11 protein-coding genes are annotated in these 13,591 nt (G+C 58.2%); 7 read left to right on the top strand and 4 right to left on the bottom strand.

Going from position 1 to position 13,591, the window contains the following annotated elements; genetic code table 11:
- Positions 1–6 precede the first annotated feature (6 nt).
- Together QEH57_RS13050 and uxaC are read right to left on the bottom strand one after the other, a co-directional pair.
- Positions 7–849, bottom strand: a complete 843-nt coding sequence (locus QEH57_RS13050; RefSeq protein ID WP_309007188.1) for an SDR family NAD(P)-dependent oxidoreductase — start codon at positions 847–849, stop codon at positions 7–9.
- Positions 850–891: 42 nt separating this feature from the next.
- Complete coding sequence (uxaC, locus tag QEH57_RS13045; RefSeq protein WP_309007187.1) at positions 892–2,301, bottom strand: glucuronate isomerase; 1,410 nt, start codon at positions 2,299–2,301, stop codon at positions 892–894.
- Between the two features lie 296 nt (positions 2,302–2,597).
- Between uxaC and QEH57_RS13040 the strand changes: the two genes are divergently transcribed.
- Genes QEH57_RS13040 through QEH57_RS13030 form a run of 3 tightly spaced genes read left to right on the top strand, consistent with a single transcriptional unit; the run spans position 2,598 to position 5,098 of the window.
- The gene (locus tag QEH57_RS13040; RefSeq protein ID WP_309007186.1) at positions 2,598–3,335 is read left to right on the top strand and encodes an IclR family transcriptional regulator; all 738 of its coding nucleotides are present in this window, start codon (positions 2,598–2,600) and stop codon (positions 3,333–3,335) included.
- 22 nt (positions 3,336–3,357) lie between these two features.
- Complete coding sequence (locus QEH57_RS13035; protein WP_309007185.1) at positions 3,358–4,341, top strand: mannonate dehydratase; 984 nt, start codon at positions 3,358–3,360, stop codon at positions 4,339–4,341.
- A 13-nt stretch (positions 4,342–4,354) separates the two neighbouring features.
- Complete coding sequence (locus QEH57_RS13030) at positions 4,355–5,098, top strand: RraA family protein (RefSeq protein ID WP_309007184.1); 744 nt, start codon at positions 4,355–4,357, stop codon at positions 5,096–5,098.
- 80 nt (positions 5,099–5,178) lie between these two features.
- Here the strand turns inward: QEH57_RS13030 and QEH57_RS13025 are convergent, their stop codons facing one another.
- Positions 5,179–6,279: a GntR family transcriptional regulator gene (locus tag QEH57_RS13025; protein WP_309007183.1), complete on the bottom strand. Its 1,101-nt coding sequence runs from the start codon at positions 6,277–6,279 to the stop codon at positions 5,179–5,181.
- A 130-nt stretch (positions 6,280–6,409) separates the two neighbouring features.
- On the opposite strand from QEH57_RS13025, the gene QEH57_RS13020 reads away from it, so the two are divergent.
- The 4 genes from QEH57_RS13020 (at position 6,410) to QEH57_RS13005 (ending at position 12,218) form a co-directional block, all read left to right on the top strand.
- Positions 6,410–7,330: a carbohydrate kinase gene (locus QEH57_RS13020; RefSeq protein ID WP_309007182.1), complete on the top strand. Its 921-nt coding sequence runs from the start codon at positions 6,410–6,412 to the stop codon at positions 7,328–7,330.
- Positions 7,327–9,081 carry a hypothetical protein gene (locus QEH57_RS13015; RefSeq protein ID WP_309007181.1) on the top strand — a complete coding sequence of 585 codons (1,755 nt, stop codon included), beginning with the start codon at positions 7,327–7,329 and terminating at the stop codon, positions 9,079–9,081. The genes QEH57_RS13020 and QEH57_RS13015 overlap by 4 nt, the downstream gene beginning before the upstream one ends.
- A gap of 14 nt (positions 9,082–9,095) precedes the next feature.
- The gene (locus QEH57_RS13010) at positions 9,096–10,592 is read left to right on the top strand and encodes a mannitol dehydrogenase family protein (protein ID WP_343224776.1); all 1,497 of its coding nucleotides are present in this window, start codon (positions 9,096–9,098) and stop codon (positions 10,590–10,592) included.
- 180 nt (positions 10,593–10,772) lie between these two features.
- Complete coding sequence (locus tag QEH57_RS13005) at positions 10,773–12,218, top strand: hypothetical protein (protein WP_309007179.1); 1,446 nt, start codon at positions 10,773–10,775, stop codon at positions 12,216–12,218.
- Positions 12,219–12,317: 99 nt separating this feature from the next.
- On the opposite strand, the gene QEH57_RS13000 is transcribed toward QEH57_RS13005, so the two are convergent.
- Positions 12,318–13,463, bottom strand: coding sequence for an alpha-L-fucosidase (locus QEH57_RS13000; protein ID WP_309007178.1), 1,146 nt, complete (start codon positions 13,461–13,463; stop codon positions 12,318–12,320).
- Between the last annotated feature and the right edge of the window lie 128 nt (positions 13,464–13,591).

Here is a 13,591-nt window from a genome sequence, read left to right as displayed (position 1 = left end):
TTTTTCCTACAACCCAGAACTGGAAAGAAAGCCACCATCTACCGGCACCGTGATCCCCGTCACGAAGGAGGCGGCTTCGTCATCGATCAGCCAATTCATGCAACCGAGCAGCTGCTGCGCTTCGCCAAAGCTTTTCATCGGCGTATGATGCAGCACTTGCTCCCCGCGATCGCTCGGGCTTCCATCTTCGTTGAACAGGATCTTGCGGCTGCGGTCGTTCACGAAAAAGCCGGGAGCGATCCCGTTCACGCGAACGCCCGCCGGAGCGAGGTAGGCCGCCAGCCATTGGGTGAAGTTCTGAATAGCAGCCTTGGCGGAGCCATAAGCGCCGACGCGGGTCAAGGGACGGTAGCTGTTCATGGAAGCGAAATTGATAATCGCTCCCCGCCCCTTCCGCGCCATATCAACCCCGAAAACCTGACAAGGTTTTACCGTTCCCATAATGTTCGTCTCCACCACGCTGTGGAAAGCAACCATGTCCAGGTTGAAAAAGCCTTTGGTCGCTTCATCCTCCAGCTCCTTAGGATCGAAGACGTTCGTCCTGGTGATGGCCTCCGCCTGATTTCCGCCGGCTCCATTGATCAGGAAATCGCAAGGGCCTAAGGAATCAGCCACCTGCTGTCGGGCTGCCTTCAAGGAAGGCAAATCGTTTACGTCGACAGCTACGGCCATGGCCTTGCCGCCCGCCTTCTCGATCTCGCCGACCACGCGATCCAGCTTATCGCGCGTCCGACCGAGAGCCGCTACCGCCGCCCCTTGGGCTGCCAGGTCCTTGGCCATTGCCGAACACAAAACCCCACCGGCTCCGGTCACCACCGCTACTTTTCCTGCTAATCTATCGTTTCTCACAATTATCTGTCGTTGGTTTTCAACTACCTTCAATTCGCTCAATTAGCCCCTGACAGGGTTTCCTGCCATCAGCTGAGCCGCGTTCCCATAACACACGTCTTCGATCACGCTTCCCAAGCTCGCCGCGTCACGGGGAACGAGGCCAAGATCCGCCCATTCCCCTAACAAACCGCAGAACGTTCGGCGAAAATACTCGTGCCGCGTCATAGACAAGGCGCTCCGGGAATCGGTCGTCATGCCTACGAAGCGTCCGAGCAAACCGTGATGGGCCGTGGCCTTCAGCTGACGTCGAATGCCCTCGAGGTGGTCATTATACCACCAAGCGGGGCCGAGCTGCACCTTCGCGGCAACCCCTCCTTCGACGAAAGAACCGCTCACCGTGGCAAACTTCTCGTAATCGGAAGGGTTCATCGGAAAGAGAATCACGCGGGGCAAGCCACCTCGCTTTTCCAGACAATCGAACAGTCGGCACAGGTCTGCCACCGAAACCGAATCGCCAATACACGCGTATCCGCCAGCCGGACCCGCGAGTTCGCGGAGTCGGCTGCTCGTGTAGCGACACGCTCCGACATGCAACTGCAAGGTCCATCCTCGCTTGCTGTATTCTTCGAACAGATACAGCAGCAGGTGCCCATGCAACGCCTCTCGATCCACCTCCTCAAGCGCTTCGCCCGCCAGCAGCTTGGCGAAGCTCTCCTCGAGATTGGCGGCGTCCTGCAACTGAATCCGAAAATCGCTCAAGCCGTGATCGGCAAGACAGCAACCCGCTTCAATAAATCGATCCATCAAAACCGCTAAGCCCGCTTTCAATCCATCCAAACTGGGGCTCTCGCCTCCAGCCAGCGAACAAACGCGACTCGCCCAGTCGCCATAGCTCGACGACTCCAGGTCGAGGGCTGCATCGCCCCGCAACGAGGGCCTCAGCCGAAGGTCGCGCGAGCGTTTGTGCGGAGCCAAATCATCCAGCCACGCGTCGGAAGTGCAAAGCGTTTCTACCTTGAATCGACGCAGAATATCGCCGGTCCCCAGACCGCCCGCTCGAAGCCGCTCGTTGCAAGTTTCCCGAATCGCTGCGGCGTTCTCCGGTCGCAGCGCCTCCTCAATCCCGTAACAGCGTTTCAGCTCCAGCATCGACCACTGGTAGAGCGGGCTCCCCAACAGCCGCGGCAAGACCTCCGCCCAAGCTGCCATCTTCTCCGCGCGCTGGCCCGTCCCGGTGACCAAGGCCTCTGGAACCCCGTTCATGCGCATCGCTCTCCACTTGTAAGGATCCTTTTCGATCCAGAGCTCAACGATATCTTCAGCCACGGCATTGTCCGCGACCTCCACCGGATCGAGGTGACAATGGAAGTCAACGATGGGCAGCTCCTTGGCATGCCCTTCATACAGCTCCACCGCAAAATCAGTCGGCAACAAGAACCGATCGTCCAAAAACTCGTTCCTCACTTTCATCTAAATTCGCGCCTCTCGTCCGTATCCATTTTGCGAAACGCCGCAAAACAGCCGAGCTATGCGAGGCGACTGCCCAAACACAGCGCCTTGCCGAAAAGGGCACAAGGGCGTGCCTTTATAGTCATGATATTTCAGGAGTAAATTCATCGGCTCTCTCTCGGTCCCTTTCTCCTCAATACCCAGGCCTGCGATGGCCGAAGCGGAAGGTTTTTGGGGTACTGGGGGGCAAAACCGGAGCGACTAAAACCTTGACTCAAAGCATCCGTCAAGATCTCATGAATATTTGTTATTCAACTATGAATAAACCGAACGTACCCGCAGTCGAGAACGCGATCCGCATCCTACACGAGATTGCCGAAAAATCAGGCGAAACCACTTCCAGCGCTTTAGCGCGCCGCTTGGGGGCGAGCCAGCCGACCACCTACCGGATCCTGAAGACCCTTGAATCCGCCGATTGGATACGTGCCGACGAGAGCGGAGGTTACCGCCTCTCCATCGGCATGCTACCGCTGCTCACCCACCTTGACGACTTCACTCGTTACCGCCGCATCGCCCAACCGATTCTCGACGGGCTTTCACGGTCCCTCGAGCTAACCGTAAAGTTTTCCCTCCGACAAGGACTCGAACAAATTATCGTAGCAACCTCGCACCCGCGAAAGCCGTTCAGCGTATCCGTTCCGCTCGGGGGGCGATTCCCAATTGTCTGGGGATCTCCCGGGGCCTGCCTGCTGGCGGGGCTATCCAAAAAAGAAATAGACCTGCTCATCGAACGCATCCCAGAGGACAGCTGGAAACACGAAACGCCGAAAGCCCTCAAGAAGCGCCTGCAAGAGCTCCATAAAACGGGGTCCTGCAAAAGCATCGGTGAACACTACCTGAGTATCGATACTGTATCCGTCAAGTTGGATACAGACTCGACACCGTCTGCCCTGACACTCGTCGCCTTGCGCGGCGAACTTACCGAACGCAACTTGCCGCGCTGCCGCGAGGAGCTGAAACAATCCGCCCTCGAGCTCGCCGCAGCCCTTCGCTAGCCCCTCCCCAAAAGAAGCGATCATGTACATTGTCGATTTCCTGCCCGCCCGCCCTGACATCCGCTGGGACTACGCCCTGCAGATGGGTGTTCAGCGCGCCATCGTAAAGCTGCATCCCAAGCTCACTGGAAACGCAGCTCCTAGCGACTTCTCCGTTCTCAAAGAAGCTCAGGACAGATTCGCGGAGCGTGGCCTTGAGCTTCACGGCTTAGAAGGCGACCAGATGGACATGGAACGCATCAAGCAAGGACTGCCCGGTCGAGACGAGGACATCGAGGCCTACCAAAGAATGCTGCGAAACATGGGCAAGCTGGGCATCCCCTTGCTTTGCTACAACTTTATGGCCCAGGTCGGATGGTTTCGCACCCGACATGCTATCGCCGAACGCGGAGGCGCCCTGGTAAGCGGCTTCAACGCCGCGGACCTCGACGGACTTCCCCTCACCGAGGCGGGCGAGATTTCCGAAGCGGCCATGTGGGAAAACTATGAATACTTCATCCGAGCCGTCATGCCCGTTGCCGAGGAGGCGGGGGTACAAATGGGACTCCACCCCGACGACCCTCCCGTCAGCCCGCTGAGGGGTATCGGTCGCATCTTCTCAACGCCAGAGAACGTCAAGCGGGCCCTCGACCTGGTCGATAGCTCCTCGCACGGCGTCACCTTTTGCCAAGGCTGCTATACCACCATGGGAGCGAACGTTCCGGAACTTGCCCGCTACTTCTCAGAAAAGAACAAACTGTTCTTCCTCCACTTTCGCGATGTCGTCGGCACCCCCAGCAACTTCAGGGAAACCTTCCACGACAACGGACCTACCGATATGCCTGCCCTGCTCAAGCTTTACCACAGTCTCGGGTTCAAGGGGCCCATTCGCGTCGATCACGTTCCTACCCTGATCGGCGAGGACAACAAGGACCCGGGCTACGGCGCTCAGGGACGTCTTTTCGCGACAGGCTACCTGAAAGGGATTTTGGATACAATCAATTCAACCTCCGGCAACAACGCATAAGCATTACAACGCCATGTCTACTGACCAATACAAAAAAGAAGTCGGGATGATGAATCTCGAAGCCCTAATCGAATATCGAGAAAGCCTTTCCAAGGCTGTATTTCCGATCCCAGAAAAGGAGCTGCTCGCCCGGTTCGAGCAACTTTACACGGGGGCCATCAGCGATGTCATGCGCGAGTTCTGCCTTCTCGACCAATCCCTTCCCTCCTACCTTCGCCCGCTGCGCGAAGACGTAGCCGTCGCGGGAATCGCTTTCACTGTCAAGAGCGCCCCCTCTACGCTCGTGCGGGGCGAAATGGAGTTCCGCACCAAGATGCTGGAAGCCATGCACGAGGACGCCTTCGTCATCTACGACACCAGCGGCGACGAGGAAGCCACCATGTGGGGCGGGGTCATGACCGCAACCGCCGTTTCCAAAAAAGTGAAAGCGGCCTGCGTGGACGGCTGCATACGCGACACCCACCAGATCAACGCCAAGAAATTCCCCGTCTACTACAAGAACCGCAGTCCCAACGGGTCTTTGGGACGCTGCTTAATAACGCATTACCAAATTCCGATCCGTATCGGAAAAGTGGATATAAAGCCTGGCGACATCCTCATGGGCGACATCGACGGCGTTCTATGCATTCCCCGAGATAAAGCCTACGACATCCTAGTGCGGGCCGAAGAGATCCGCGAAAACGAGAAAAAGATTTTCGGATGGGTGGAATCGGGCAAAACCGCTACCGAAATCACAGAAAAGGGCGGCTACTTCTAAATACGTCCATCGCTCACTCCGACGCGCTCCTACGGCAGCGGCAACAAGCCTCCAAGGGGCAGCCGCGCGCCAAAGGCAAGTCACCCTGCCGCTTCCCTCCCGACCGTTGAACGCCGAGCCACGAGACTCCCTCTCAAGGTAATTCGTTTAGCGGGTACATAAGGCTTTTGGATACGCACCACCATCGTCTTCATGGCCACCCTGCCGATATCCGCGCAGGGCTGCCGGTAACTGGTAAGCGGCACGCTGAGCAGGGAAGCGTACTGCACGTCGTCGAAACCGCAGACTTGCACTTCCTCCGGTACGCGAACCCCGCTGTCGATCATCGTTCGCAGCAGGGCCGCAGCCGTAACGTCGTTCGCGCAAACGACGCCGGTCGCCTTCTGGCTCCTCAACTGTTCCATCGCAAGCTCCGGCCTCGCCGGATCGAAGATCACGTTCTGGAGGCTCCGAGGGCTAAACCCGTTTTGCAGCATGGCCTCGCGGGCGCCAATTCCCCTTAGCTGCACTGTGGCGGCCGGGTTCGCTTCCGCTACGAATGCCAGGCGCTCGCAACCATTCGCGATCAAGTGACCCGCCATGATGTACCCGGCCTCTATGTTATCGATTCCGATCAAGTCGAATGGCGTCTGGCGCGGCCAGGGGTAGACGTCCCGGTCCAGCAAGACGACCTGGATACCTGCAGCCTGCAGGCGCTCGATGATGCCTAGGTTAAAGCGCTCCTGATCCTCAACATGCTCCACCGGCGTGAAGAAAACCCCGTTTACCTGCATCGCTATGAAACGCTCCGTCAGCACCTCGGCCAGAAGCTTCGGGTCCTGATCGCTTCCGAGCTCCAAGGGACGAACGATCCGCACCTCATCCTCCACCGCGGTCGCTGCGATGCTGGCGCAAATCGGTTCGAATATCTCCGTTTGCTTCAGCTGCGGCAACAAGAGCCCCACCTTGAACGCCTTGGTCGGCGACTCGAGCACGAGCGTGCCAAATCCTGCCCGCCGCGTCACCCGCTTTTCCTCGCAAAGCCGAGCGATCGCCTTCGCCACGGTCGGACGGGACGTCCCATAGGTCGCGCATAGCTGCGACTCGGGTGGCAGCAAATCCCCCGGCTCGTAGCTTCGATCCTGAATCTTCCGCTTCAGTTCGTCGTAAATCTGTAAGTACCTTGGTTTAGAGGAGCTCATGCGTTTATTGTTACCTTAATGTAAACCTAATTACTTTTTAAGGTAAAGTTACAAGTTTACAACTTTGCTCGTTGTGGGAAATTGGAAGCATCGTAGAGAGCGTCGCACCCCCTCTCGCCCCTTGAATTTTATGAATACCCAAACTCCCCCTTCTTTCGCCGTTGCCGGTATCGGCGAGCTCCTATGGGACGTATTTCCCCACCGCATGAAACTCGGCGGGGCCCCGGCCAACTTCGCTTGGCATTGCTCGCAGCTGGGAGCCACCTCCTATCCGATCAGCCGCGTAGGCGCCGACGCCCTAGGCTTCCGCATGTGCCGGGAACTGGACCTGCGCAACGTCAACACCTACTACATTGATCAGGACCCCAGCCTCCCAACCGGTCAGGCAAAGGTCACCATAGACAGCAACGGCAAACCCTCCTACGACATCGTCAAGGACGTGGCGTGGGATAACCTCACGCTTACGAAATCCCTGGAGACCTTGGCTGCCCGACTCGACGCCGCCTGCTTCGGCACCCTTTGCCAGCGTTCCGCCGCTTCGCGTCGAACCATCCGAGAAATCCTCGAGCTGATGCCGGTAGGCTCGCTCAAGATCCTCGACGTCAACCTGCGCCAAGCCTACCACGACCGCGAGTTGCTCGAAAGCTCCCTCCAGATAGCGAGCGCGCTTAAGCTGAGCGACGAAGAACTTCCTACACTGGCAGCCTACTTCGAGCTCGAGGGCAGCGTCGTCGAACAGTTGGAACAGCTTCGCTCCCGCTTCGACCTAAAACTTCTGGTCTACACACGCGGAGCCGACGGCAGCATCCTGCTCGACGAAAGCGATTGCGACGAGCACGCCGGCTTGCCCTGCGACGCCTTCGACTCGGTAGGCGCCGGCGACTCCTTCACCGCCGCGATCTGCATGGGCGCCCTTCACCAATGGCCGCTCCATCGCATCAACGAATTTGCCAACAAGGTAGCCTCTTTCGTCTGCACCCAACCAGGCGCCACTCCCGAATTGCCCCTGCAATTTTCCCTGAAAAACCACCCCCAATTCACATCGATATGAGTCTAGTTGCCGCCCCGCCCCCCAGCGCGAGTCCCCGCGCGTCGGCCCCTTCCATCGCTAACGTCAGCTCCGAACAACTCCCCATCCCGCAGCACAAGCTGCACGGCTGGCGACACTTCCTCGGCCTCTACGCCGGCGAACACGTGGCCGCCACCGAGTTCGTCATCGGAGCCACCTTCGTCGCCCTCGGAGCCAAGACCATCGACATCCTCCTCGGTCTCCTCATCGGCAACTTGCTCGCCATCGCCAGTTGGACCCTCATCACCGCCCCCATCGCGGTCAAGACCCGCCTCAGCCTCTACACTTACCTGCACAAGATCGCGGGCGACTCCATGACCAAGCTCTACAACTGGGCCAACGTCATCATCTTCACCGTCATCTCCGCCGCCATGATCACCGTCTCGTCCACGGCGGTACGCTTTCTCTTCGGCATCCCTGCCCAGCTTAGCTGGTACCCGACCAGCGCCGCCTTCGTAGGCGTGGTGCTGGTTGTCGGAATCATCGTGGTGCTCGTCGCCATGTACGGCTTCAACGCCGTATCCGAATTTTCAGGACTGTGCGGTCCCTGGCTATTCGTCATGTTCGCAGCCGGGGCCCTCGTCATGATGCCGGGCCTCACCGAAGGCGTACTGGGCTACACCTTGCTGCAAGGCTGGGACGACTTCATCGCCATCGGCGACCAATCGATCTGGACCGGGGTCAACGTCTTTGGCGAGCCGGGCATCGGCCTGCTGGAAGTCATCGGCTTCGCCTGGGCCGCCAATACCATCACCCACTTCGGCTTGATCGACATGGCTCTCTTTCGCTACGCCAAGAAGAGCGCCTACGGACTCTGCACCGCCTCCGGCATGCTCTTCGGCCATTACATCGCCTGGATCGCCGCCGGCATCATGGGAGCAGGAACCGCCGTCTTCCTGAAAACCTCCATCGCCACGCTCGACCCCGGCGACGTCGCTTTCCACGCCCTCGGCCTTTCGGGCTTCGTCATCGTCATCGTCGCGGGCTGGACCACCGCCAACGCCAACCTCTACCGAGCCGGCCTCGCCGCCCAAGCCATCTTCCACAAGCACTCCCGCCGCAAGACCACCCTCGCAGTCGGCATCGTTACCGTATTGGTCGCTTGCTTTCCCTTCGTATTCACAAAAATGCTACCGATGCTGACCTATGCCGGACTGCTGGTCGTTCCCGTAGGCGCCATCGTCTTCGCCGAGCACGTGATCTTCCCTCGCATCGGCTTGACCCGCTACTGGGTCTCCTACCGAAAACTGACCCACAGCGCCCCAGCAGTCACCTCCTGGATTGCAGGCCTCGTCTTCGGTTTCGGATTGAATGCCCTCGACCTCATCTCCTTCTACTACCTGTTCATCCCGACTTGGATCTTTACCATCGCCCTCTACACCGTGTTGGCCAAAAAGTCCGGAGCCGACCAGAAGTATCCCGTCGAGCAGGAAGAAGCTCGGATTCGCGACGAATCCATCGCGGCACAGCAAGCCGCCCAGTCCGCCGCCGAACCGGACCCTGTATCCGATAAGTCGACACTTACGAAGACCCTACGCTTCGTTTCGCGCGCCAGCTTGCTGGCCACGATCGGCCTCGCCGCATGGACCATGTTCGGCAGCCCGGACCTACAAGCCTACGAATTCAACCGCGAGACCTTCTATCGCTGGGCCTTCGTCTGCACCCTTCTTTACTTCGGCGCATCCTACTGGGCCCTGCGTCGCCTGAAAGCACTCAACCAAAAATCATCATGAGCCCCTACCCCGTTATGAACGAGCCCATCGCTCTCAAGCAAAAGAATCTCTCCCTCCTTCAAAACAGGGCCATCTGCCCGAGCTACGATCGCAGCAAGGTCAAGACCGGCATCGTACACGTCGGCGTCGGCGGCTTCCACCGCTCCCACCAAGCCTTCTACACCGACGAGCTCATGAACGCGGGCGAATCGCTGGACTGGGGCATCTGCGGAGTCGGCCTGCGCGAAGCGGACCGCAAGATCGGCGACGTCCTCGCCCAGCAGGACTACCTCTACACCCTCATCGTCAGGCACCCGGACGGCAAAGTGGAGAACCGCGTCATCGGCTCCATCGTCGACTTCCTGCTCGGCTGCGACGATCCCGAGGCCGTCATCGCCAAGATGGCCCACCCGGACACCAAGATCGTCTCCCTCACCATCACCGAAGGTGGCTACAACTTCAATCCGGCCACCGGCGAATTCGACTTCTCCAACCCGGGCATCCAAAACGACCTAGCCAATCCGTCCCGCCCGCAAACCGTATTCGGATTCCTCACCGCCGCCCTCAAACGGCGACGCGAAGCGGGGCTCGCCCCCTTCACCGTGCAATCCTGCGACAATATCCAGCACAACGGCAACGTCGCCCGCGAGGTACTGCTCACCTTCGCCCAAAAGCAGGACAAGGATCTCGCCTCCTGGATCGCCGCTTCCGTTGCCTTCCCGAATGCCATGGTCGATCGTATCACGCCGGTCACTACGCCGGAGGATATTCAATTCCTGGATACCAAGATCGGCATCGAAGACGAATGGCCCGTCACCTGCGAACCTTTCGTCCAGTGGGTGATCGAAGACAAGTTCAGCGCCGGGCGACCGTCCTGGGAAAAGGCAGGAGCCCAATTCGTACCGGACGTCACCCCTTACGAAACCATGAAGATCCGCCTGCTCAACGCAGGACACTCAGTACTGGGATTGCTCGGCTCCATCCATGGGCACCAGACCATCGACGGCTGCGTTTCCGATCCGCTCTTCGAATCCTACCTCAGCCGCTTCATGGACTTCGAGGCCACACCCGTGCTCGACCCCGTTCCTGGAATCGACCTCGACCAGTACAAGGACTGCCTCATCGAACGCTTCGGCAATCCCAACATCAAGGACAAGCTCTCCCGCATCTGCTTGGAAAGCTCTTCCAAGCTCCCCAAATTTCTCATCCCTACCATCCGCGAAAACCTGCAGCGAGGTGGCAGCATCGAATACGCAACCCTGGTCATTGCCGCCTGGTGCTACTACAGCGACACCGGCAAGAACAAGGATGGCGTAGCGCTCGACATCGTCGACGACATGAAAGCGGAGCTCTACCAGGCCGCCAAGGGCACTGACGCGGATCCCCTCTCCTTCCTCAAGCTGGAAAGCGTTTTCGGCGACCTCGCCCATAACGAGACCTTCGCCAAAACCTATACCGGCATGGTCGGCGCTCTCTACGAGAACCCCGACGTCGCCCGCCAGATGCAAGTCCTGCTCTTCGGCCGGGAATAGCGAGAGGCACTCCCCCCTTTCCCAGGCGGGTCGGAAAGGACCCGCTGAGTCACAACGTCACGAAATTTTCCAGTGTAAGCGTACTCGCCCCACTCTTTTTCTTCCATTACAGCGTAGAGAATTCTACTGATAACGGAGCCTCACATCTCAGGCCCCCTACCTCAAGAATCCCTCGACTGTATGAAAAAACTGATACACGGCCTCGCCTACGCGGCGGTAGCGCTCGGAGCGTACCAATTCGGGACCCATCAAAACCTGCCCCCCGCAGAATCCGAGACACCTTCCGCTGAACCGGCGCTCTCGAATCCGCAACGACTCGAAAACGCCGCCCCGCTCCTACCGAACGAGGATCCCGGCCAATCCGCCGCTCGGACAAGCCTGAGCGACCTCTTCGAGACGCCCGACTACAACGCCCGCTGGGCTGCCCTGAAAGAATACTTCAAGGATCTCGACAGCGAAAACGCGCACCTATTCCTGGCGGAGATCGAAGCCCTGCCTCCAGGTCCCAAGACAAACGGCATCATGCGCCAGTTTTTCTCGAGCTGGGGAAAGTCGGACGGACTCGCAGCCTTCGAGTACGCCAAGAACCTTAGGGGACGCGACCGTCTGGGATACCTTTCCGCTGCCGCAGCCGGATGGGCTGAAACGCAACCCATCGAAGCATGGGGCGCCGTCATGGATATCAGCAACAACGGTTCCATGTACGGCATCTCCACTTACAACGTGCTCAATGCGATTTCTAAAGACGACCTGCAACTGGCGGTCGACCTGTCGTTGGAAATCAAGGACGACAGACGGCGAGCCAGCCACTTTTCCTCACTGGTCAGAGACGTGTCCTTCCACGGCAACTACGAAGAACTCTTCGAGATCGCCAACACCTTGGAAAACCCGCACGACAAGAGCAGTCTCGTTAAGGATATCTTCGAAACCTGGGGAAGGTACGAGACCGACGCTCCCAACCAGCTCATGGCGACCATCTCGGATCCAACGATCTCACGCTACGCGGTGGAAGGGCTCATGGGAGGCTGGGCGGCGGTCGACGGGGCCGGAGCCTTCGCCTACGCAATCGAGAACCGCGACCAACCGGGCATGGAGGAATCCCTCGAATCGATCGCAAAAACATGGGCCCGTAGCGTTACGGCTAACGAAATGGAGAACATGATGAGCCAAGTTTCTACAGCCGATAGCAGCTCGAAACTTATGCAATCCATGATTCACGAAGTCGCCAGAGCCAATCCACAACTGGCAATGGATTGGGCCACAAATACGCCAGACGAATCAGCAAGAGCGAATGCAGTGAGTGCTACAATGTCATCTTGGGCGCGATCCAACATTAACGACGCTGAGAATTACTACCACAGCATGACCGATGACAAACTCCGCTCTCGATCCGCTTACAGCATTGCAAGAGGTTTGGCTTCAAAAGAAGCCAATCAAGACAGAATCCTAGCCTTGCTAGACGGTTTCGAAGACCCAAAAGTAAGAGGAGGTGCACTCATCACCGTTACAATGGCTGTCTCGCAAAACCGTTCGACTCCTACCCCGCTAATCGAAACACTCAAAGCAATGGTCGAGGCGGATCCAAACATTAAGCAAAAGCTAAAGGATTCGGTTCTAAATCGATAATAGCGGCCAACGGCCCGAATAGCGAATTTCCCAACCTTGAACAGTCTTAGACGAGAACGGCTGCCTATTGTCAGGCGCCTCACCGAGGTGCGGAGCCAGCTACGACTGCTCCCACTTCGGCCAGCCAGACTCGCGCACGATCTTGCCGACTTCGCGCAAGGTGGCGATATCTTGCTTGTCGATCGATCCGTCCGGCAAAGGCGCTGTATTCAAAAGTAGGTTACCGTTGTACTGGTTGGCATAACGCAGATTATCGAGTACCGAGTCGACGCCGCGGTGCTTGCCGTCGTGCTTAGCGGTGTAGCCCCAGCCTGCGATCGCGGTACAGATTTCCACCGGCTTTCCAGAAGCGACCATCTTTTCAACTTCCTCCTTCTGCTTCTTCAGCCAATGGATTTCGGGAGCGTAAAAGTCTTCTTCGCCATTGTAGCCCCACTTGGCGGAGATCATGGCTCCGGGCTGCAGCTTGCGAATCAAAGCGTAGGTCTCGTCGATCCTGAAGGCATCGATATCGCCGCTCATGGGCGTAGCGTGCCCGTCTAGCCAGATATTGGCCACAGGACCGTACTGCGTCAGCAGCTCCGTGAGCTGGTCGTGCATGTACGCAATATAAATGTCCAAGTCATGCTCGTCTCCATATTTGTAATACGGATCCTTCGGATCGTACTTCGGCCGCGCGTATCCGCCCCAATTGTCGTTGTTGGGCGCATGCGGGTGGCGCCAGTCCCGGCCGTGCGAGAAATAGAGGCAGAGGCCCAGGCCCTTCTTGTCGCAAGCCGTAGCCAGCTCTTCCACCAAATCGCGCTTGGCGGGCGAATTGACGCTGTTGAAGTCAGTCGTCTTGGTGTTGAACAAGCAGAACGAGTCGTGGTGGCGAGTGGTGATGTTCAAGTACTTCATCTCCGCTTCCAGGGCGAGGTCGGTGATGAAATCCGTATCGAAGTTCTCCGCCGTGAAACGGTCCTTTAGCTTCTCGTATTCCTTGACCGGTATCTTTTCGGAGAGCTGCACCCACTCCCCGCGGCCGAGCAAGCTGTACAGGCCATAGTGGATGAAGAGACCGAACTTGGCGTCGCGAAACCAGTCCAGTGTGCCTGCTAGCGGATCCTGACGATAGCCCGACTCGTACCCCTTGAGAAAGCTCGGAACCGAGTTTCCGTAGGACTGGCGACAGCCGAAGAGGCCTCCCGCCATAAGTGAAGAGGCGCCGAGGCCAGCAAGTTGAACAAAGGTTCTGCGATCCATAATAGAATAATTTTCCAGAAAGGGGTTAATAGGGTCTGAACGGAACGGTTCCGCGAAGATGTCGCCGTCCATCTCGACGACGCCAAAGCGAGAAACTCGTAGACGCTAGACTACACCAGTTCGGCACC

The sequence above is a fragment of the Pelagicoccus sp. SDUM812005 genome (assembly GCF_031127875.1).
Lineage (GTDB): Bacteria > Verrucomicrobiota > Verrucomicrobiia > Opitutales > Opitutaceae > Pelagicoccus.
The sequence above is the reverse complement of the archived record's forward strand: the minus strand, read 5'-3'. Positions and strand labels throughout refer to the sequence as shown.